The organism is Pseudomonas sp. GL_117 (assembly GCF_057835125.1).
The window spans coordinates 3,562,874-3,584,685 of sequence record NZ_CM174418.1; the positions used below are offsets into that span (position 1 = coordinate 3,562,874).

The following is a 21,812-nucleotide window of genomic DNA, read 5'->3' on the forward strand; positions in this document are numbered from 1 at the left end:
TCAGTTCTCCTCGATGTCAGTCGGCAATGGGCGTGGCAGGTCATCGCCATGGGAGCCATCGAGCCAGTCGACCTTGGCCATCTTGCGCACCACGACAAACTCGTCGCGGTTGCAACCGACCGTGCCGTAATAGTTGAAACCGTAGGCCTGCTGGGCATAGCCGCCGATCATGTGGGTCGGCTTGAGCACCACGCGGGTCACCGAGTTGTGGTGGCCGCCACGGGTCTTGGTGGTTTCCGAGCCCGGCACGTTCACGATGCGTTCCTGGGCGTGGTACATCATCACCATGCCCTCCTTGACGCGCTGGCTGACCACCGCGCGGGCGGTCAGTGCGCCATTGACGTTGAAGCATTCGATCCAGTCGTTGTCCTCGATGCCGGCGCGTTTCGCGTCGATCTCCGAGAGCCACACAATCGGCCCGCCACGGCTCAGGGTGAGCATCAGCAGGTTGTCGCTGTAGGTGCTATGGATGCCCCACTTCTGGTGCGGGGTGATCCAGTTCAGCACGATCTCCGGCTCGCCATTGCTGCGCTTGCCCTTCACCCCTTCGATGGTGCGGGTGTTGACCGGCGGCCGGTAGCTCATCAGTTGTTCGCCGAAGGCCTGCATCCACGGGTGGTCCTGGTAGAACTGCTGGCGGCCGGTGATGGTGCGCCATGGGATGTTTTCATGGACGTTGGTGTAACCGGCGTTGTAGCTCACGTGATCGTCTTCCAGGCCCGACCAGGTGGGGCTGGAAATGATCTTGCGCGGCTGCGCCTGGATGTCGCGGAAGCGGATCGCCTCGTGGGCCTTGGGCAATGCCAGGTGGCTGTGGTCGATGCCGGTGAATTCCGACAGCGCCGCCCACGCCTTGACTGCCACGTGACCATTGGTTTCCGGGGCCAGGGACAGGATGACCTCGGCCGCATCAATGGCCGTGTCGATCTTCGGCCGCCCCTGGCTGATGCCCGCCTCGCCTTCGTGATGATTCAGCTCACCAAGGAACTCGACCTCGTCATCGGTATTCCAGTTGATGCCCTTGCCGCCGTTGCCGAGTTTTTCCAGCAACGGGCCGAGGGAGGTGAATTTCTTGTAGATGTTCGGGTAGTCACGCTCCACCACCGCCATGTTCGGCGCGTTCTTGCCGGGCTCGGGCGCCACACCGGCGCTTTTCCAGTCGGTGCCACCGAATGGCTGAGCCAGTTCGCCAACGCTGTCATGCATCAGCGGCACGGTGACCAGGTCCTGCTCGACACCCAGGTGCCCGACCGCCATGGCCGAGAACGTCTTGGCGATGCCCTTGTAGATTTCCCAGTCGGAGCGCGACTCCCATGCCGGGTCGATCGCCGCCGACAAGGGGTGGATAAACGGGTGCATGTCCGAGGTGTTCATGTCGTCTTTTTCGTACCAGGTGGCGGTCGGCAGGACGATGTCGGAATACACGCAGGTGGACGACATGCGGAAGTCCAGGGTGGTCACCAGATCCAGCTTGCCAATGGCGCCGTCGTCGACCCATTCGGCTTCGGTGGGCTTGCTCTCGCCGCCAAAACCGATGTCTTCGTTCATCACGCCGTTCTTGGTGCCCAGCAGGTACTTGAGCATGTACTCGTGGCCCTTGCCCGACGAACCGAGCAGGTTGGAACGCCAGATGAACATGTTGCGCGGGAAGTTCACCGGGCTGTCCGGTTGTTCGCAGGCGAAGCGCAAGGTGCCGTCCTGCCAGGCCTTGACCACGTAGTCCTTGGGCGCCATGCCCGCCGCCGCCGCATCACGGCAGATGTGCAGTGGGTTGGTATTGAGTTGCGGCGCGCTGGGCAGCCAGCCGGCGCGTTCGGCGCGGATGTTGTAATCCAGGGCGTGGGTGGGGAACTGCGCCTTGTCTGCCAGGGGCGAGAGCACGTCGTGCATGTTCATTTTTTCGTGGCGCCACTGCGAGCTGTGGCCGTAGAAGAAACTGGTGCCGTTCATCTGGCGTGGCGGACGGTTCCAGTCCAGGCCAAAGGCAAGGGGCAGCCAGCCGCATTGCGGGCGCAGTTTTTCCTGGCCGACGTAGTGCGCCCAGCCGCCACCGCTCTGACCGACGCACCCGCAGAGCATGAGCATGTTGATCAGGCCACGGTAGTTCATGTCCATGTGGTACCAGTGGTTCATCGCCGCGCCGACGATGATCATCGAGCGTCCACGGGTCTTGTCGGCGTTGTCGGCGAACTCGCGGGCGATCTGGATCGCCTTCTCGCGGCTGACGCCGGTGATCGCCTCCTGCCAGGCCGGGGTGCCGGGCACGCTGGCGTCGTCGTAGTCCCTGGCCACGTTGCTGCCGCCCAGGCCACGGTCGATGGCCAGGTTGGCGGCGGACAGGTCGAACACACTGGCAACCTTGGCCACGCTGCCATCGGCCAGCACCACGCTGTGCACCGGCACGCGGCGGAACTGCACGGCCTCACCGGCCACGTGCTGGAAGTGCTCGTGGGCTTCACCGGCAAAATACGGGAAGGCCACTTCGGCGACGTCGCCACCGATCAGACTGAGTTTCAGGTCAATCGCGCGGCCTTCACCGCCCTCTTTGGCGAGGATGTTCCACTTGCCCTTCTCGCCCCAGCGGTAGCCGATAGAGCCTTGTGGCGATACCAGCGCGCCGCTCTCGTCGAGGGCGATGGTTTTCCATTCCGGGTTGTTGTCCTGGCCGAGGTTGTCGATCAGGTCCGAGGCGCGCAGGAAGCGGTCCGGCTGGAAACCTGCGCCGGGGGCGAAGCCGCTCATGGGTTTGAGCATCACCAGCACCGGCAAGTCGGTGTAGCGCTTGGCGTAGTCGGTGAAATAGGCGCTCGGGTGGTCCAGGTGAAATTCCTTGAAGATCACATGGTTGAAGGCCTGGGCCAACGCGGCGTCGGTGCCCTGCTTGGGGTTGAGCCACAGGTCGGTGAGCTTGGCCACTTCCGAATAGTCGGGGGTGATGGCCACGGTCTTGGTGCCCTTGTAACGCACCTCGGTGAAGAAATGCGCGTCGGGGGTACGGGTCTGCGGGACGTTGGAACCCCAGGCGATGATGTAGTTGGAGTTGTACCAGTCGGCCGACTCCGGCACGTCGGTCTGCTCGCCCCACACCATCGGCGAGGCGGGCGGCAGGTCGCAGTACCAGTCGTAGAAACTCAGGCACACGCCGCCCAGCAGCGACAGGTAACGGGAGCCCGCCGCGTAGCTGACCATGGACATGGCCGGGATCGGCGAGAACCCGACGATGCGGTCCGGCCCATATTGCTTGATGGTGTAGACGTTGGAGGCGGCGATGATCTCGTTCACCTCCTCCCAGTTGGAGCGGATAAACCCGCCCATGCCGCGCTTGCTCTTGTACGACTCGGCCTTGGCCTTGTCCTCGACAATGCTTGCCCAGGCTTCCACTGGCGCCAGGGTCAGGCGCGCTTCACGCCACAGCTTGAGCAGCGGCTTGCGGATCTTCGGGTACTTGAGGCGGTTGGCGCTGTAGATGTACCAGCTGTAGCTCGCGCCGCGCGGGCAACCACGGGGCTCGTGGTTGGGCAGGTCGTTGCGGGTACGCGGGTAGTCGGTCTGCTGGGTTTCCCAGGTGATCAGGCCGTTCTTCACGTAGATCTTCCACGAGCAGGAACCGGTGCAGTTCACCCCGTGGGTGGAACGCACGATCTTGTCGTACTGCCAGCGCGAACGGTAGACGTTTTCCCAGTCGCGGGACTCTTTGCGGGTCTCGCCGTGGCCGTTGGAGAACTCGTCTTGCTTGCGGTTGAAGAACCGCAATTGATCCAGTAAGTGACTCATGATGCTTTCCTCATCAGGCGTGCCGTGGGGTGCGTTGCCCCGCGAATTCGTGGTCGATCAGCAGGGTGTGGCGCAGCCTTTGCGGGCGTACCACCACCAGGTCACGACGATGCAGCTCAGGTAGAAACCGACAAACATGTAGAAGGCCATCGCCGGGCTGCCGGTGGCGGCCATGGACGAGCCGAAGGATTTGGGGATGAAGAACGCGCCGAACGCGCCCATGGCCGAGCTGAACCCCAGCACCGCAGCAGACTCCTTGCCGGCATCCTTCAGGGCCTGTTCACGCACCGCAGCGGGTTTGCCGGCGCTGGCCTTCTCGTGAACGGTGCGGAAGATCACCGGGATCATGCGGAAGGTGGAGCCGTTGCCGATGCCGGTGGTGATGAACAGCAGCATGAACATGCCGAGGAAGCCGTAGAAGCTGCCCGCCTCACCGTTCTGCGGCAGGAAGTGCAGCACGCCGAACACCATCACGATCATCAGCACGAAGTTCCACAGGGTCACCCGCGCCCCGCCCAACTTGTCTGCCAGCCAGCCGCCCAATGGGCGTACCAGCGCGCCCACCAGCGGGCCGAGAAAGGCGAACTTGAGGGCGACCACGTCCGGGAAGGAGGTCTTGATCAGCAGCGGGAATGCCGCCGAGAAGCCGATGAACGAACCAAAGGTCGCCAGGTACAACCAGCACATCAGCCAGTTGTGCTTGCGCTTGAAGATCACCGCCTGGTCGCTGAACGAAGCACGGGCGCTGGACAGGTCATTCATGCCGAACCACGCCGCCACGGTGACGGTGAGGATAAACGGCACCCAGATGAAACCGGCATTCTGCAACCATAGTTGGCTGCCATCGGCCAGGGTCTGCGGCTGGCCGCCGAGTGCCCCGAATGCGGCGAAGGTGATCACCAGCGGCACGCAGAACTGCATCACCGACACCCCCAGGTTACCCAGGCCAGCGTTCAAGCCGAGGGCGGTGCCCTGCTGGGCCTTGGGGTAGAAAAAACTGATGTTGGACATGCTGGAGGCGAAGTTGCCGCCGCCAAAACCACAGAGCAAGGCGATCAGCACAAACACGCTGTAGGGCGTGCCCGGGTCTTGCACCGCAAAGCCCATCCACAGCGACGGCAGCAGCAAGGACGCGGTGCTCAGGGCGGTCCAGCGGCGCCCGCCGAAGATCGGCACCATGAACGAATAGAACACGCGCAAGGTAGCACCGGACAGGCCCGGCAATGCCGCCAACCAGAACAGCTGGTCGGTGGTGAAACTGAACCCGATGGCGTTGAGGCGCACGATCACCGTGCTCCACACCATCCACACCGCAAACGCCAGCAACAGCGCGGGGATCGAGATCCACAGGTTGCGGGTCGCGGTTTTCTTGCCGCTGGCGCCCCAGAACGCCGGGTCTTCGGGGCGCCAGTCGTGGATCACCGGGCCCGATTCGGGCTTTTGCGCGATGGACATGATCATTCTCCTTGGAGCGCTTGTTTGCCGAGCAACGGCTGTTTGCGAATTTCGCTGAGGTACATCCAGGTCAGGGATACCCAGACCACGCCGTACATCAACATGAAGCAGGACGAGCGCACGCCGGTGAGGTCCACCAGGGCGCCAAACATGATCGGCAGCACAAACCCGCCCAGGCCACCGGCCAGGCCGACGATGCCGGACACCGCGCCCATGTTTTGCGGGTAGTCATTGGCGATGTACTTGAAGACCGAGGCCTTGCCGAATGCGAAAGCGATGCCCATCACAAACAGCAGCACGGTGAACAAGGTGGGGCTGAGGCCGATATGGAAATCCAGGGGGCCATTGACGGTCATCACTTGCAGTTGGGTCTGCGGGTAGCTGAGCAGGAACAGGCAGATCCAGCTCACCCACAGCACCCACCAGGTCACGCTCTGCGCGCCCCAGCGATCAGACATCCAGCCGCCCACTGCGCGCAGCACACCGCCGGGCAGGGAGAAACACGCGGCCAGCAGCGCTGCGCTTTGCAGGCTGAAGCCGTATTCCTGCACGTAGTACTTGGTCACCCACAGCGCCAGCGCGACGTAACCACCGAACACAATCGAGTAGTACTGGCAGTAGCGCCACACGGCCGGGTCTTTCAGGCACAGCAACTGCTGGCGCAGGGTCGCGCCACCGGCGCTGCGGTGGGTCTTGTTTTCGCTGGTGAGGAACCAGAACAACAGTGCGGTGATAAACAGGATTGCACTGAACACCTTGGGCACCAGGTGCCAGGTGCCGAGGGCGATCAGCGCCGGGGCGAGAAACTTGGTCACCGCCGCTCCCGCGTTGCCGGCACCGAACACGCCCATGGCAAAGCCCTGGTTGTCTTTATCGAACCACTTGGCGACGTACGCAATGCCCACCGAAAACGAGCCGCCGGCCAGGCCGACAAACAGGCCAAGCACCAGGAACTGCCAGTAGGCGGTGGCGTAGGTGATCAGGTACAGCGGCAGCACGCAGGCGAGCATCAGCAGGAAGAACACGATGCGCCCGCCGAAGCGGTCGGTGAGCAGCCCCAGCGGCAAGCGCACCAGGGAACCGGTCAACACCGGCGTGGCGGCCAGCAGGCCGAACTGGGTTTCGTTGAGTTGCAGCAGCTCCTTGATGGGCACGCCGAGCACGGCGAACATCATCCACACCATAAAGCAGACGGTGAAGGCCAGGGTGCTCATGCCCAGCACCAGGCCTTGTCTTATACGGGGTTGAGTCACGGTATGCGCTCCAGAAAGTGATTCCATGAGCGCAGGTTAGGGGCGACACCCCCGCAGAACTTGACCCAGATCAACGTGGGCCGGGTGGGTATGGGGCTATGCTGACCCCGTCTACCTCCAAGGAGGTAGTCAGCAAAACAAGAGAAAGCCTTTATTTATCAATGGATTGCTCTCTTGTGCCGGCTTTTATCCGTGGGAGGGTTCGCCGGCAATTCTTTAGAGGTAGTGCGCCAGGGAAGGCCACATTCGACCCCCTTTCCCGTTCCAGGTGCGCCCATGTCCCGTTCCCGCCCCCTCCAGATCCGCCGTCATGCTTGACTGGCTGCGCAGCTCCCTGCCCGCCCGGGCCGGGCTGGCGGTGATCCTGATTGCGATCCTGGCCCTTGCCAGTTCCCTCAGCGCCGGGCTGATCGCCTGGTTCAGCCAGGGCGATGCGGCGGCGGTCAACACCGCCGGCTCAGTGCGCATGGAGACCTACCACCTCAGCTGGAAACTCGCCGCTGGGGCGCGGCCGGACGAAATCGCCGAGGTCAGCCAGAGCCTGCAACGGCGCCTCGAAAGCCAATCGCTCAAGGCGGTGCTCGAAGACGGCCCCAACAGCGCACTGCAGCAGAGTTACCAGCAGATCCAGCAACGCTGGAACGAGGAACTGCGCCCGGCGGTGATGGGCGGTGATGCGGCGCTGTTCCAGGCGCGTGCGCCGGCGTTTGTCGAGCAACTGAACCACTTCGTCGCGCTGTTGCAGCAACAGAGCGAGCACAAGCAAGGCTGGCAACAGGCGATCCAGGGGCTGGCGCTGTTCAGCACCTTGATCATCCTGCTGCTGGGCTTGTACGAATTGCAGTACGGCGTGGTCACGCCCTTGCAAGAGCTGGTGCACGCGACCCGGCGCTTTCGCGATGGCGACTACAAGACCCGGGTCAACCACCGCTCCGAAGACGAACTCGGCCAACTGGCCCTGAGCTTCAACGCCATGGCCGAAACCATCGAAGCCTCCCACCGCACCCTGGAAAGCCAGGTGCAGCGCAAGACCCTCAACCTGCAACAAGCCAACGCCGCCCTCGAACTGCTGTACCAGAGCAGCCGCAGCCTGGCCACGCGGCTGGCCAACGCCGAGGGCCTGGACGAACTGATCCGGCGCTTCCAGAAACGCCTGCCGGGCCTGCGCCTGTCGCTGTGCCTGCAAGGCCACTTCCTCGCCCCGGCGCAGCAGATGCTCGCCCTGCACGGCGAACAGAGCCGCAACATCTGCGCGATCGGCGATTGCGCCACCTGCGAACGCCACCACGTCGCGCCGCCGCAGGTGTTCAGCATCAGCAACCAGGGCGCCGAACTCGGCGAACTCAAGGCACACTTCCTCGACGGCCATGCGCCCCAGGATTGGGAGAAACAACTGATCCAGGCCCTGGCCAACCTGATCGGCACCTCGTTGTCCCTCAAGCGCCAGCGCGAGCAGGACCACCGCCTGTTGCTACTGGATGAGCGCACCATCATCGCCCGCGAACTGCACGACTCCCTGGCCCAGGCGCTGTCCTACATGAAGCTGCAAGTCAGCCGCATGCAGACCCTGATCCGCCGTGGCGAATCGGTCGAGACCCTGGCCAACGTCACCGCCGAACTGCGCGACGGGCTCAACAACGCCTATCGCCAGTTGCGCGAATTGCTCACCACGTTCCGCCTGCAAATCCACGACGCCGGGCTGGTACAAGAGCTGCAAGACACCGCCGAGGAGTTCTCCCGACGCGGCGAGTTCCAGGTGCACCTGCATGTGGACGCGCTGGCCTTCCAGCTTTCAGCCAGCGAACAGATCCACATGTTGCAGATCACCCGCGAAGCCCTGTCCAACTGCCTGCGGCACGCCCATGCGCAGAACGCCTGGCTGCAACTGCGCCAGGTCGGCGAGACCGTCAGCCTGAGCATCGAAGACGATGGCCGGGGTTTCTGCGGCGCCGTCGACACCCGTGAACACCACGGCCTGACCATCATGGACGAACGCGCCCGCAGCCTGCACGGCCACCTCGACATCCAGCCCCGCGAGCCCCAGGGCACACGGGTGCAACTGCGTTTCCAGCCGGAATTTCTCGGCCACTCTCTACAAGGCACCGCCCCATGAACACGTCCACTCGCCACCGTATCCTGCTGGTCGACGACCACCCGATGATGCGCCACGGCATGCGCCAGATCCTCGAACTGGAAGACGACCTGCACGTCGTCGGTGAAGCCGGCAACGGCCAGGAAGCCCTCGACCAGATCGACGCCCTGCAACCGGACCTGGTGCTGCTGGACAACAACATGCCGCACATGAACGGCCTGGAAACCCTGCGCCGCCTGCGCGCCATGGACTACGCGGGCAAGGTGCTGCTGTTTACCGTGTCCGACGCCGAAGACGACATCCGCGATGCCCTGCGCCTGGATGCCAATGGCTATCTGCTCAAGGACATGGAACCGGAGCTGGTGGTGGAATTCATCCGCGACGCCCTGCATGGCGCCCTGGTGATCAGCCCCGGCTTGACCCGCGTACTGGCCCAGGCACTGCGCTCGCCGCAGCCGCACGCGGCGGTGGAATTGACTGATCGCGAGCGGCAGGTGCTGAGGACGATTGCCAGTGGCTACAGCAACAAAGTGATCGGGCATAAGTTGGGGATTACCGAGGGGACGGTGAAGGTGCATGTGAAGAATCTGCTGCACAAGCTGGGGTTGAGGTCACGGGTGGAGGCGGCGGTTTGGGCGATGGAGCATTTGCGCCAGGTGGGGTGAACCCAGGCACTGCCAATCTCCTGTGGGAGCTGTCGAGCCTTAGCGAGGCTGCGAAGGCGGTGGCACTGCTGGTGGAGATGTTGGCTGAACCACCGCTTTCGCGGGCAAGCCCGCTCCCACATTTGAGCTGTGTTGCTGGGATGTCAGCGCTCGGCTGGAGATCCCTCTCACACCGCCAATCCCCTGTGGGAGCTGTCGAGCCCTAGCGAGGCTGCGAAGGCGGCGGCACTGCTGGTGGAGATGTTGGCTGAACCACCGCTTTCGCGGGCAAGCCCGCTCCCACATTTGATTGGGGTTGCTGGTCTGTCAGTGTTCGGCTGGAGATCCCTCTCACACCGCCAATCCCCTGTGGGAGCTGTCGAGCTTTAGCGAGGCTGCGAAGGCGGTGGCACTGCTGGTGGAGATGTTGGCTGAACCACCGCTTTCGCGGGCAAGCCCGCTCCCACATTTGATTGGGGTTGCTGGTCTGTCAGTGTTTGGCTGGAGATCGCCCAGACACTGCCAATCTCCTGTGGGAGCTGTCGAGCCTTAGCGAGGCTGCGAAGGCGGCGGCACTGCTGGTGGAGATGTTGGCTGAACCACCGCTTTCGCGGGCAAGCCCGCTCCCACAGGTGATTGGTGTTGCTGGGTTGTCAGTGCTTGGCTGGAGATCCCTCTCACACCGCCAATCCCCTGTGGGAGCTGTCGAGCTTTAGCGAGGCTGCGAAGGCGGCGGCACTGTTGGTAGAGGTGATGGGTGACCGCAGCAACGGATATGGACTCAAGCTCCAGAGGTACTCCTTCAGAGGCATAGCCGCATTCCCCCAAGGCGCCCTACCCTGACCACCCGCGGAGGCCCCAACCCATGCTCACCCACCCCCAAATCGTACTGACCCTGCGCCGACACCACCTGTTCAGCCGGCTGCCGGAAAAAACCTTCCAGGACGTCTGCACCCTGGCCAACCTCAAGCGCCTGCCCGGCCACGCGCCGCTCGTGCATCAGGGCGACCCCGCCGAGCGTTTCTTCCTGCTGGTCAGCGGCCAGATCAAGCTGCACCGCGTCACGGGCGAAGGCCAGGAGCACCTGGTGGAAGTCATCCAACCCGGCCAGACCTTTGCCGAGGCGCTGCTGTTCACCCAAGCCAAGGCCTACCCGGTCAGCGCCACGGCGCTTAAAGACAGCGTGTTGGTCAGTATCGAAGGCCAGCACTACCGCCGAGCCCTGGAGGACCAGCCGCAGATCTGCCTGGCGATCCTCGGCAGCATGAGCATCCACCTGCACCAGCGCTTGCAAGACATCGACACCCTGACCCTGGCCAACGCCAGTCGCCGAGTGATCAATTTCCTGTTCCAGGAGCGCAATGCCGTCAGCGGCGAGGTGGTGCTGCAAGTTCCCAAGCGCCTGGTGGCGTCGAAGCTGGGGATCCAGCCGGAGACCTTTTCAAGAATCCTGCACCGGCTGGTCGAAAGTGGCTTGATCGAGGTGCAGCGGCGCACCATCCGGATCCTGTGCGAAGAACAGCTGATGGGCTACCAGGCAGGCTGACTCAGTGCCCGCTGTGGGCCATGCCTGCCGGTTGCTGCAACAGCGCCAGGTCAATTTCGGCAAACCGCAGCACGCGCCCACCCGTATCCGCCGCGACCTTTTGCGCCTTGGCCTCATCGGCGAACGACGCCAGCACCACCCCCATCGCGCCCTTGAGCCCGGTGCCGATCACATAAAACGCCGTGCGCGCATCGATCAGCTGCGTGTCATCCGGTGCATCCCAGTGGCTGCGCCCCATGTCATGCACATACAGCTTGGCCGTGTCGTGATGGTTTTCCGGCTGCAACCACCAGCCGAGCATTTCGGCGGTGGAGCAGAACTTCTTCACCCCGTCGCGCTCCACCACCTGGCCCTTGGGCCCGGGGAATTCGCTGATGACCATGCCGCACACATGACACTCATCATTGGGATGAAACGCCACCGGCGCATCGGTGAAGCTCGACTCTGGCGCCTTGTCGCACGCCGCCAGCAAAAGGCCGGCCAACAGCGCCACCATTACCCGTGTTTTTACACCCATAAACGTGACTCCAGCAGTCATAAGAATTCTTCAGGCCGCGCGCCGTTTGAACAAGCCATAGGCCAGTGCCAGCGGTATGCCGACCCACGCCAGCAGGCATGCCCATAACACTGGCGCCGGCACATCGAGGTCGCTGCCCAGGGCCATGACCCCGACCGATGCAGTCCCCGTATCGAAGCCCGCGAGGTTGATCAGCCGATACACATCGGTGGGGTTGAACAGCAGCAACCACGGCAAGCCATGAGGGTTGAATTGACCTTTGCTCAGCACCAGCAAGGCGAGCAAACCGAGGTCGAACACCAGCACAAAGAAGAACCACACCCCCAGCGCCAGGCCGGCGGCGGTGGATTTTTCTGCGCAGAGGCTGCTCAGCGCGTAGGCCAGGCCGAGAAAACCCCAGCCCAGCAATGTCGAGGTCAGCATGAAGCGGCCGAACGCCCAGAGCAGCAGGCCCAGTTCAACGTCATCCACCAACAGCGCAATGGCGAACATCGCGCAACCAAAGCCGATCACGGTGGCCAGGGCCAGGATCAGCCCATGCCCGACAAACTTGCCCAACAGGATCTGCCCGCGTCCCAGCGGGTAAGTGAGCAGCAGCAACAAGGTGCCGCTTTCGTCTTCGCCGACAATGGCGTCGTAGGCCAGCAACAACGCGATCAGCGGCATCAGGAAAGTCGCCAGGCTGGCCAGGCTGGCGATGGTCGCCGGGATCGACGTGAAGCCCAATTGCCCGGCGGCGGCCGCGCCAAGCCAGGCGATACCGATGGCCAATACTGCGAACAACAGGCTGATCGCCAACAACCAGCGGTTGCGCAGGCCGTCGCCAAACTCTTTGCGGGCCAGGTTCCAGACTGCGTTCATAAGGCGACCTCCCCGCTGTTGAGGTAGTGGCGATAGATGTCCTCCAGGGACGGCGGCAAAAGCTCCACGTCGCTGGGGCTGTCCAGCACCAGCAACTGGCGCAGCAGGTCCATCTTGTCGTTCGCGTGCGCCGCCACTTGCAGGCCGCCTGGGCCCCAGGTCTGGGTGACATGCCCGGCGGCGCTCCAGCGCTGTTGCAACATGTCCGGGCGTTGCAGGCCACGGCTGCGGATCAGCGTCGGCAACCCGGCCTCGGCACGCAGTTGCGCGAGACTGCCCAGTGCGAGCAGACGGCCTTGGGTGAGGATCGCGGCGCGGTTGATATGCGCCTCCACGCCCGGCAACACGTGGGAGCACAGGATGATGCTGGTACCGCCCTCGCGCAGGCGGTCGAGCAAACCGTACAGGTCCTGGGTGGCGACCGGATCAAGGCCGACGGTGGGTTCGTCGAGCAGCAACAGGCGGGGTTCACCCAGCAGCGCCTGGGCCAGCCCAAGGCGCTGGCGCATGCCTTTGGAATAGGTCTTGACCCGCCGCTCGGCCGCTGCGCCCAGGCCGACGTCGTGCAGCAGGCGGTCGACCTGATGCAGCGGCGCGCCCTTGAGCCGCGCGAAATGACGTAAGGTTTCGAGGCCGCTCAACTGCGCATAGAAGGTCACGTTTTCCGGCAGATAGCCGAGCATGCGCCGCACCCGGGGATCGCTCGGCGCATGGCCGAAGACCCGCACCTGCCCCGCGCTGGGCTGCAATAAGCCCAGCACCAGTTTCATCGCCGTGGTCTTGCCCGCACCGTTATGCCCGAACAGGCCCAGCACTTCGCCGGGAGCCAGGCTCAGGTTCAAATCGTGCAGCACCGCCGTGCGCCCATAACGCTGGGTGACGCCTTCGATCTCGACGACGTTCATCATGCAGGTTCCTTGTGGTTGGGGGCTTGCATCAAGGGGTGGCTGTCCATCACCCCGGGCGACTTCATCACCGGAAACGCACGTTGCACCCAACGCAGCAGCTCGATGCCAGGACTGTTCATCAACAGGCGCACCTGGGGGTACAACCACAGCAGGCGGTCGACGTTGTCGTTGGGCTCGTAGACCACATCGCCGAGGCCATCGCCGTTGCGGTCCCAGCCCAGGTAGTCGCTCCAGAAATTGCCACGGCCGTCGGCCGACCACTCCTGCAAGCGTGTGGCCACGTACTTGACCTGGCGGCGGTTGCCGATAAAGGCGTTGCCGGCGATGCGGTTGTCTTCCGAGCCAGCCGTGAGGTGAATGCCCACGGCGCTGCGCTCGAAGCGGTTGTGTTCGATGCGGTTGAACAGCGAGTTGTAGATAAACAGCGCCTTGCCTTCGCCGCCGGTGATCATGCTGTCGCCGGTGGAACCGTCGCGCACGTCGCTGACGAGGTTGTCCTGCAAGGTGGAATAGGTGATGTAGTTCATCAGGATCCCGTAGTTCTGGTCCTGCTCGGAGCGGTTGCCGATCACCGTGAGCTTGCGGCTTTGCATCAGCGCATAGCCGGTGCGGGTGCGGCGGGTGGTATTGCCAAGTACCTGGTTGTCGTTGGCGAACATGTAGTGGATGCCATAACGCAGGTCTTCGAGGGTGTTGCCTTGCAGCAGGTTGCCGTTGGAGGTGTCGATGTAAATACCGTCGCGGGCCTCGCGCACCTGGTTGCCAATGACCCGAGCACCGTGCACCGCGTACAAGTGGATGCCGTTGCCTCGGTCCTGGGAACGCAGCAGCGGGTCGCCCTGGATGCGGTTGTCGATCAGGCTCACGTCGGCGGTGCCGTCGACCCAGATGCCAAAGCCTGGACCTTGCAGGTAGTTGCCGCGCAGTTGTGTGCGCTGGGCCTGGGGCTGGATGAAAACCGCGGCGTTCATCGCGGTGAGGTCGCGGCCCCAGTCGAGGAAAGTGCAGCCCTGCACGCTGACGTCTGGGGCGCTGATGATCAGGCCGTTGCCCTGTCCTTCGGCCTGGAAGATGGCGTCGGGGGCGCAGGTGAGTTGCATCGGCTGGTCGATGCTGAACGAGCCACGGTATTCGCCGGCGGGCAGGCGCCAGTGCTGTTCGCCGTCGGGTTGCAGCGGCAAGTCGGTGAGTGGCCGCACAGCGGCGGCCGCCTGGGCCGAAAACAATCCCAGCGCCAGCAAGACGAGAAGTGATCGAGCCACGGCGATACCCCATGAATGAAAGACGACCCGGTGCAAGGCTTGTGTGGGAGCAAGCCCGCTCCCACACAAACCACGCGCCTGGATTGGCCCAGTGGTGGTGCTCTGCGTTCAGGCAGGCTCGACTTTCATGCGCCCCACCATCTCCATATGCAGTGCATGGCAGAACCAGCTGCAGTAGTACCAATGCAGCCCCGGCTTGTCGGCGATAAAGGTGATCGACGAAGTCTGCTGCGGGCTGATCTCCATGCTCACGCCGTGGTTGACCATCACAAAACCGTGGGTCACGTCCTCGATCATGTCGATATTGGTGATGGTCACCGTGACTTCATTGCCCTGCTTGACCGTGAACTCCGAGAGCCCATAGGCCGGGGCCATGGAGGTCATGTACACGCGCACCTTGTTGCCGTCGCGGATCACCTTGCTGTCGGTTTCCAGGTTGATGCCGTCCTTTTTGGCCAGTGCCACGGTCTCGGCGAAAAACGGGTCGTTGCGTTCCCAGATTTTTTTCGGGTTGATCTGGTCACGCCGCGCCATCACGCAGTCGTGGGGTTCGGCAAAGGCCGGGCCGTCGTGGACCAGTTTCATCTCCTCGCCGGAGATGTCGATCAACTGGTCGTTCTCCGGGTGCAGTGGGCCGGTGGGCAGGAAGCGGTCCTTGGAGAACTTGCTCAGCACCATCAGCCACTGGCCATCGGCGTCGCGGGTTTCGGTGAGCGAGGCGTGGTTGTGACCGGGCTGGTAGTGCACGTCGAGTTTCTGCTTGATGTAGTCGACCTTCTCGCCACCGTAGGCGCGGATCGCCTTGGCGATGTCCCACTTGACCACCTGGCTGTCGATAAACAACGTGGTGTAGGCGTTGCCGCGCCCGTCGTAGGTGGTGTGCAACGGGCCCAGGCCCAGTTCCGGCTCACCCACCACCACGCCGCGCGGGTCGCTGATCTTGCCGTTGAACAGGTCGTCGAGCTTGTCGATGGCGATGATGGTGCAGGTGGGCGACAGCTTGCCGTTGGCGATGAAGTACTTGCCGTCCGGCGAGGTGTTGCAGCCATGGGGGTTTTTCGGCACCGGGATATAGCGGGTGAATTCGCTGTCCTTACCGTCCAGCGATTTGCGCCCATCCACCACCGGCACCTTGGCGCCGTCGACGCTGATGAACTTGCCGGCCTTGATCGCCGCCTCGATGCGCGGGATGTTGAACACCACCACCCAGTCGCGCTCGTTGCGCATCATGCCGGCCAGGTCAGTGGCCTTTTCCGAGTTGTAGCAGGTAGCAGCGGCGTATTTGCCGGTGTAGTCCATGTCGGCGTTGTCGAGGTTGCCGTCGACGATGACCTGGAAGGCCATCTCCATTTTCTCGGCGTCGATGGCGTTGAACATGGTGAAGCTGTTGCGATCCTGCAGGTCGAAATTCTTGCCGTCATTGGGGTGCGGAATGATGAACTCGGCGTTGCAGAACACGTACTTGGTGTACGGCACCTTTTGCAGGCGCAGGCCGTGGATGGCCTGGGCGTTGGGCACGGTGAGGATCTTGTCGCACTTCATGATGTCCAGGCGGATGCGCGCGACCCGGGTGTTGGCCTTGTCGTTGATAAACAGGTATTTGCCGTCGTACTTGCCGTCGGTGGTGGACAGGTGCGGGTGATGGCAATCGCCGTTCGGGTACTTGGCGCCCTCCCCCAGGATGCGCTTGCTTTCGTTGGTCAGCCCCCAGCCGGTGGCTGCGTCGATATTGAACACCGGGATACGCATCAGCTCGCGCATCGACGGGATGCCGAGCACGCGCACTTCGCCCTGGTGGCCGCCGCTCCAGAAGCCGTAATAGTCGTCGAGCTGGCCCGGTTCCACATGGATTTTCGCCTTGGCGTCCTTGGCCGCCGCCGCAAAGGATTCACGGGTAAACACCGTGCCGCCAAGGGCCGAAGCCCCGGCCAAGACTGCGCCGGTCACCGCACCGCTGCCGAGGAAACCGCGCCGGGTCAGGCCGTCGTGCTTTTCGTCTGTGTCGTTCATGGGTTGCTCCTTCAAGCGTTGGGATTTATCTGCACCACGGGAATCTGCTGCGCCGCCTTGTTGCGTTTCTTGCGCTTGTTGATCAGCGGCGGGCACTTGTGGTCGTTGTGCCAGGTCATCTGGCAATCGAGGCAGTAGTGGCATTCGTTGGGGTTGATATGGCCGTCGGGATGGATCGCCTGGATCTCGCATTCCTTGGCGCACAGCTGGCACGGGTTGCCGCATTCGGCGCGACGCTTGAGCCAGTCGAACAGGCGGAACTTGCTCGGGATCGCCAGCGCCGCTCCCAGTGGGCAGACGTAGCGGCAGTAGACTTTGCGGGTGAACAGATTGATCACCAGCAGCGCCACGGCGTAGAGCACGAACCACCACTGGCGGTCGAAATGCAGGGTGATGGCGGTCTTGAACGGTTCGACTTCGGCGAAGCGCTCGGCGGTGGCCATGGACTCCAGGGAAATGCCGAACAGCACCAGCAGGATCAGGTACTTGATCGCCCACAACCGCTCATGCACGGCGAACGGCAATTCGAACTGGCGGATCTTGAGCAAACGCGCGGCTTCATTGAGCAATTCCTGCAACGCGCCGAACGGGCACAGCCAGCCGCAGAACACGCCACGTCCCCACAGCAGAATGCTTGCAGCGGTGAACACCCAGAGCATGAAGATCAGCGGGTCGGTGAGGAACAGCTCCCAGCGAAACCCTTCGAACAGCGCATGCACAAAGGTCAGCACATTCACCACCGACAACTGCCCCAACGCATACCAACCGATAAAAACCACGGTAAACACCAGGTAGCCCCGGCGCAGCCAATGCAACAGGCGTGGGCGGCGGGCCAGGCTGTCTTGCAGGAACAGAATCGCCGTGAGCAGCACCAGCGCGGCGCCGAGTACCAGCACCTGGGTTTGCTTCTGATACCAGATACTCAGCCACAGCGGGCGGTTGGCTTCGTCGATCGCCGCCTGTTCCTCGGCGCTGGGCGCCGGGCGTTCCAGGTACTGTTCGGGCATCTGGTAAGGCAATTCGAAACTGCTGAAGGTGCCGCTGACCGGGCCGGTCTGGCGGCGTACCAAGAGTTCCAGGGTCCACGGCGAACCGGGGTCGAAGGCCGCTTGCGGGCGCACGATAAACACCGACATCTCGTCAAACGCCGGCATGCCATCGGCGTAGGCGTCATCGATGCGCTGGTGGTCGAGGTCGCGAAAGCTGATGACATTGCCGAATTGGCGCAACTGCACCCGGTCGAAAATCCCGCCGCGCACATAGCCCGAGCCCTTGAACGAAAACAGCCCGCGCCCGAGCACGGCAATCGCCTGCTCACCGGGCTTGAGGCGCTGCATCAGGTCTGTGTAGTGCGCCTCGCCCAGCAGGTTGCGGCCGATGCTCGGCGGGTTGATGTCGGCCACGTAGAGATCGATGAAGGTGTCGTCGGCGGCACCGCTGGCTTCGGCAGCGGTGTCCTTGAAGGCCGCATCGACCTGGCCACGGGTCAGGTGCAGGCGGCGGATCGCACCGTTGCCGGTCAACTGCGCCCAGCTCGCCGGGGTGAACTCATCAGTGCGGATCAGCGCGGCTTTCTGCTTGGCGGCGGCCTTGCCGTCGATCAGCTTGAGGGCCACCGCGACTTCATGGGCAGCGCGCATCACCACCTCATTGACCACCATAGCCGTCACCGTCGCACCGGCAATCGCGTCCACGGTGACCGCCTTGGGGTCACTGGAGCGGCCAACCACCACCCGTTGGCGCACGTCCACACCCGCATAGTGGCCGGTGAACTCATGCAGCTTGGCCTCGGGGATGCCGATCAGCAGGATCGGTTCGTGGTGCTCCAACACATAGGCATCGCGGATGATCCCGGCGGTGTCGAGGATCACCTGGGTGTTGATCGGTTTGCCCGAGTAGGCCGGGATATTCAGCACATCCAGGGTCTGGAACACATAGCCGACGGGCTGGCCGCCCTGGCTGATGGTACGCACCTTGAACGGACCTTCGGCGGCCGAGACTGCGTCGTGTTGGGGGAAGGTGTGATCGATGCGTTGCTGCGCGGGCTCGGCTTGGGCGTTGGGCAAAAACATTAGCAGCACCGCCATGATCAGCCAGTGAAGCGTCAGGTGCGTGGAACGGATCATGGGGTCCCTTACGGCGGCGTGCTGAAGATGGGACCGATGGTAGAGGCGAGGATGGCCAGTGGCCCTTGACCAGAATCAAGCCGGTTTTTTCCGAGGTGTGGCGTATCACCGCAACCCGAAACCAATGGAAGAAACCGAAATTCCCTGTGTCGAGCTTTAGCGAGGCTGCGAAGGCGGTGGCACTGTTGATGGAGATGTTGGCTGATCCACCGCTTTCGCGAGCAAGCCCGCTCCCACAGGGGATTGGTGTTGATGGATAGTGAGTGTTCGGCTGAAGATCGCCCAGGCACTGCTAGTCCCCTGTGGGAGCTGTCGAGCCCTAGCGAGGCTGCGAAGGCGGCGGCACTGCTGGTGGAGATGTTGGCTGAACCACCGCTTTCGCGGGCAAGCCCGCTCCCACATTTGAGCTGTGTTGCTGGGTTGTCAGTGTTTGGCTGGAGATCGCCCAGGCACTGCCAATCCCCTGTGGGAGCTGTCGAGCCCTAGCGAGGCTGCGAAGGCGGTGGCACTGCTGGTGGAGATGTTGGCTGAGCCACCGCTTTCGCGGGCAAGCCCGCTCCCACATTTGAGCTGTGTTGCTGGGATGTCAGTGTTCGGCTGGAGATCGCCCAGACACTGCCAATCCCCTGTGGGAGCTGTCGAGCCTTAGCGAGGCTGCGAAGGCGGTGGCACTGTTGGTAGAGGTGTTGGCTGAACCACCGCTTTCGCGGGCAAGCCCGCTCCCACAGTTGATCGGTGTTGATGGATGGTGAGTGTTCGGCTGGAGATCCCTCTCACACCGCCAATCCCCTGTGGGAGCTGTCGAGCTTTAGCGAGGCTGCGAAGGCGGTGGCACTGTTGGTAGAGGTGTTGGCTGAACCGCCGCTTTCGCGGGCAAGCCCGCTCCCACAGGTGATTGGTGTTGATGGGCAATAGGCGCTCGACTGAAGATCCCCGAGGGAGCAAGCTCCCTCGCCACAGGTCCGGTGTTCCAAGCAACGTTATGTAGGAACCCAAGACACGTCAGGCTGCCAGGCCGCGTCCCGCACGTTCCAAATTGCGCCATAGCCACGGCGGCAACACATCCGGGTCCAGGCTATCGATCAGGTTCTTCAACCCCAACCCCAACTCCGTATCCCCCTCAATCACCAGCCGCCGGCGAAAAAACAGCGTATCCGGATCTTCCTGCCGACTGGCCAACAACAAAAACTCACGCCAGTTGCCGCTGATGGTCACCTGGGCCTGGGCCTTGTCGGCAATGCGCAACCCATCCCGCGCCAGGGTCAAGTACCAGCACAACCCCAGGTCGGGGATGCGCAGGCACATCCAGCGCCCGCGCAGCAGGTCGAAGCCCCCGTCGCGCAAGGGCTCGGCCAGGCAGCGGTTGAGGCCTTGCTGCAACGCCAGGCGCTGGACCCGGAACGGCACACGGCGCAGCAGTGGCAACAGACGGTCGGCGCCCTTGAGCAGCCATTGTTTGCGATTCAACACAGCCCCACCTCCTCGACCCGCAACATGCCGGCCTGGCCATGCCAGTAGCCGTTGCAACCGTCGACAAACAACGGCGGCGTGGCGCCCTGGCGCACCTGGTCGTAGGCACGCACCACATCGGCCATGCCTTCGGCCCTGGGGCTCAGACGCAGCAGGTCGGCACCGCAGGCGACCAGCCCCGGGTAGTCGGCGAGCAGATTGGTGACGTCGGCGGACATCGTCTGAATGCCGTTCAAGGTAAACAACGCCTGGCCTTCCTGGCTGGTCAAGGCCATGCCGTCCGGGTAGTTGATGCAGCAGAACTGGCAGTCGTCCTTGGGCCGGTTTTCCGCACGGGCAGTGAAGCAGCGCGCCGAGTAGGCCAGGGGCAGATGACCGTAGGCGAAGATCTCGACCTGGGGCAACGGCCGCCCCAGTTCACGTACTTGCTCCAGCACATCGGCGATCAAACCGCGGGAGCATTCCACCGGCGGCACCCAGCGTTGCATGCCGGCATCGAGCAATTGCACCAGGGCGTGGCCGTTGTAGAGGTTGAGCGCCGGGCCGCCGACGAAGGGCAGCTTGCGCTCCATCAGCAACTGCACCGCGCCCATGTCGTTGGCTTCCACCAGCAACTGGCCGTTGTCGCACAGGCGACGCAGGCTGGACAGTTCCGAGGCGGCTTCAATCAAGGTGAGGCTCGACAACACGATCTGCGCCGAACTGCACGCCTGCAATTCACGCCCCAGGCCCAGCCATTGATCGAGGTTCAGGGCGCGCCGTTTGGAGCACACGGTCTCGCCCAGGTAAATCACGTCCAGGGGCAAGTCGGCCATGTCCGCATAGAAGCGCCCGAGGTGCTCCTTGTCCCAATAAAACAGCACCGGTCCGAGGCTGAGTTTCATCTGTGGTTCCTCACTGCCATGCACGATGGTAAGCACCCAGGGTGGTCTGGCTGCCTTCGGAAAGCCCGGCCAACACCTGCCGCCATTGGTCCTTGACCACAAAGTGGGCCGGGCTGGCGCGGTGGGCGTCGAGGGCGGCGCGCCAGACGCGGGTGACTTGCTCGACATACGCCGGGCTGCGTTGGCGGCCTTCGATCTTCACTGCTTCCACGCCGATGGCCGTGAGCTCTGGCAGCAGGTCGAGGGTGTCGAGGCTGGTGGGTTCTTCCAGCGCATGGAAACGCTTGCCGTCCACCAGGAAACGGCCTTTGCACAGGGTCGGATAGCCGGCTGGTTCGTCCGGGGTGTAGCGGTCGATCAGCACCTCGCTGAGGCGCGCGCTGAGGCCGTCGGCGTCATCGCTCCAGCGCACGGCCTTGGCCGGTGAGCACACACCGCACAGGTTGGGCGATTCGCCGGTGATGTAGGACGACAAGTGGCAGCGCCCTTCAGCCATGATGCACAGGCTGCCAAAGCCGAACACTTCGATGGGCACCGTGGCGCTGGCCGCCACCTGTTTGACCTGGGCCAGGGACAGTACACGCGGCAGCACCGCACGGCGGATACCGTAGCGTTCGACGTAGAACTTCAGCGCCGCCGCATGGGTGGCCGAGCCCTGCACCGACAAGTGCAAGGCCAGGTGCGGATGACGCTGGGCGGCGTAGCCGAGCACACCGGGGTCGGCGGCGATCAGCGCGTCGATGCCGTGATCGGCGGCGCGGTCCACCGCCCGTTGCCAGCGCGGCCAGATCTTGGGTTGCGGGTAGGTGTTGACCGCCACGTAGAGCTTGCGCTGGTGCTGGCGGATATGGGCGACGGCGGCGTCGAACTGTTTGTCGTCCATGTTCAGCCCGGCGAAATGCCGGGCATTGGTGTCATCGCGAAACCCCACGTACACCGCATCGGCGCCTTGGCGCACAGCGGCTTTCAGCGCAGGCAAGTTGCCTGCCGGGCAGACCAGTTGCATGGTG

15 protein-coding genes are annotated in these 21,812 nt (G+C 63.4%); 3 read left to right on the forward strand and 12 right to left on the reverse strand.

Annotation, left to right across the window (positions count from 1 at the left end; all coding sequences use genetic code 11):
• The 3 genes from AC3ISR_RS15995 to AC3ISR_RS16005 are packed head-to-tail and all read right to left on the reverse strand — an operon-like array spanning nt 1 to nt 6,482.
• A complete protein-coding gene (locus AC3ISR_RS15995; protein WP_463984970.1) occupies nt 1-3,774 on the reverse strand; it encodes a nitrate reductase subunit alpha in 3,774 nt (1,257 codons plus the stop codon).
• A 57-nt stretch (nt 3,775-3,831) separates the two neighbouring features.
• Entirely contained in the window at nt 3,832-5,229 is a 1,398-nt protein-coding gene (locus AC3ISR_RS16000; protein WP_192300736.1) for a NarK family nitrate/nitrite MFS transporter, read from the reverse strand.
• Between the two features lie 2 nt (nt 5,230-5,231).
• Complete coding sequence (locus tag AC3ISR_RS16005) at nt 5,232-6,482, reverse strand: MFS transporter (RefSeq protein ID WP_226457781.1); 1,251 nt, start codon at nt 6,480-6,482, stop codon at nt 5,232-5,234.
• 310 nt (nt 6,483-6,792) lie between these two features.
• Between AC3ISR_RS16005 and AC3ISR_RS16010 the strand changes: the two genes are divergently transcribed.
• From AC3ISR_RS16010 to AC3ISR_RS16020, 3 genes are all read left to right on the forward strand, one after another.
• Nucleotides 6,793-8,595, forward strand: a complete 1,803-nt coding sequence (locus tag AC3ISR_RS16010) for a HAMP domain-containing protein (RefSeq protein WP_192300738.1) — start codon at nt 6,793-6,795, stop codon at nt 8,593-8,595.
• On the forward strand, nt 8,592-9,239 hold the full coding sequence (gene narL, locus AC3ISR_RS16015) for a two-component system response regulator NarL (RefSeq protein WP_192300739.1): 648 nt from the start codon (nt 8,592-8,594) through the stop codon (nt 9,237-9,239). The genes AC3ISR_RS16010 and narL overlap by 4 nt, the downstream gene beginning before the upstream one ends.
• Nucleotides 9,240-10,083: 844 nt before the next feature.
• On the forward strand, nt 10,084-10,764 hold the full coding sequence (locus AC3ISR_RS16020) for a Crp/Fnr family transcriptional regulator (RefSeq protein ID WP_192300740.1): 681 nt from the start codon (nt 10,084-10,086) through the stop codon (nt 10,762-10,764).
• Between the two features lies 1 nt (nt 10,765).
• Here AC3ISR_RS16020 and AC3ISR_RS16025 read toward each other — a convergent pair whose 3' ends face one another.
• The 9 genes from AC3ISR_RS16025 to ubiU all read right to left on the reverse strand — a co-directional run bounded on the left by AC3ISR_RS16025 (nt 10,766) and on the right by ubiU (nt 21,808).
• Entirely contained in the window at nt 10,766-11,281 is a 516-nt protein-coding gene (locus AC3ISR_RS16025) for a nitrous oxide reductase accessory protein NosL (RefSeq protein ID WP_192300741.1), read from the reverse strand.
• A 30-nt stretch (nt 11,282-11,311) separates the two neighbouring features.
• Nucleotides 11,312-12,142 carry an ABC transporter permease gene (locus tag AC3ISR_RS16030; RefSeq protein WP_463984861.1) on the reverse strand — a complete coding sequence of 277 codons (831 nt, stop codon included), beginning with the start codon at nt 12,140-12,142 and terminating at the stop codon, nt 11,312-11,314.
• Entirely contained in the window at nt 12,139-13,047 is a 909-nt protein-coding gene (locus AC3ISR_RS16035; RefSeq protein WP_463984862.1) for an ABC transporter ATP-binding protein, read from the reverse strand. Before AC3ISR_RS16035 ends, AC3ISR_RS16030 begins: the two co-directional genes overlap by 4 nt.
• On the reverse strand, nt 13,047-14,312 hold the full coding sequence (locus tag AC3ISR_RS16040; protein ID WP_226457829.1) for a nitrous oxide reductase family maturation protein NosD: 1,266 nt from the start codon (nt 14,310-14,312) through the stop codon (nt 13,047-13,049). Before AC3ISR_RS16040 ends, AC3ISR_RS16035 begins: the two co-directional genes overlap by 1 nt.
• Before the next feature lie 108 nt (nt 14,313-14,420).
• Nucleotides 14,421-16,322: a TAT-dependent nitrous-oxide reductase gene (nosZ, locus tag AC3ISR_RS16045; RefSeq protein WP_192300743.1), complete on the reverse strand. Its 1,902-nt coding sequence runs from the start codon at nt 16,320-16,322 to the stop codon at nt 14,421-14,423.
• A gap of 11 nt (nt 16,323-16,333) precedes the next feature.
• Nucleotides 16,334-18,409: a transcriptional regulator NosR gene (gene nosR / locus AC3ISR_RS16050; RefSeq protein WP_225595706.1), complete on the reverse strand. Its 2,076-nt coding sequence runs from the start codon at nt 18,407-18,409 to the stop codon at nt 16,334-16,336.
• Between the two features lie 1,041 nt (nt 18,410-19,450).
• Nucleotides 19,451-19,918 carry a ubiquinone anaerobic biosynthesis accessory factor UbiT gene (gene ubiT, locus AC3ISR_RS16055; protein ID WP_192300745.1) on the reverse strand — a complete coding sequence of 156 codons (468 nt, stop codon included), beginning with the start codon at nt 19,916-19,918 and terminating at the stop codon, nt 19,451-19,453.
• Entirely contained in the window at nt 19,912-20,802 is an 891-nt protein-coding gene (locus tag AC3ISR_RS16060) for a U32 family peptidase (protein ID WP_192300746.1), read from the reverse strand. Before AC3ISR_RS16060 ends, ubiT begins: the two co-directional genes overlap by 7 nt.
• A gap of 10 nt (nt 20,803-20,812) precedes the next feature.
• Nucleotides 20,813-21,808 (reverse strand): ubiquinone anaerobic biosynthesis protein UbiU, encoded by a 996-nt coding sequence (gene ubiU, locus AC3ISR_RS16065; RefSeq protein WP_192300747.1) that lies wholly within the window; start codon nt 21,806-21,808, stop codon nt 20,813-20,815.
• Between the last annotated feature and the right edge of the window lie 4 nt (nt 21,809-21,812).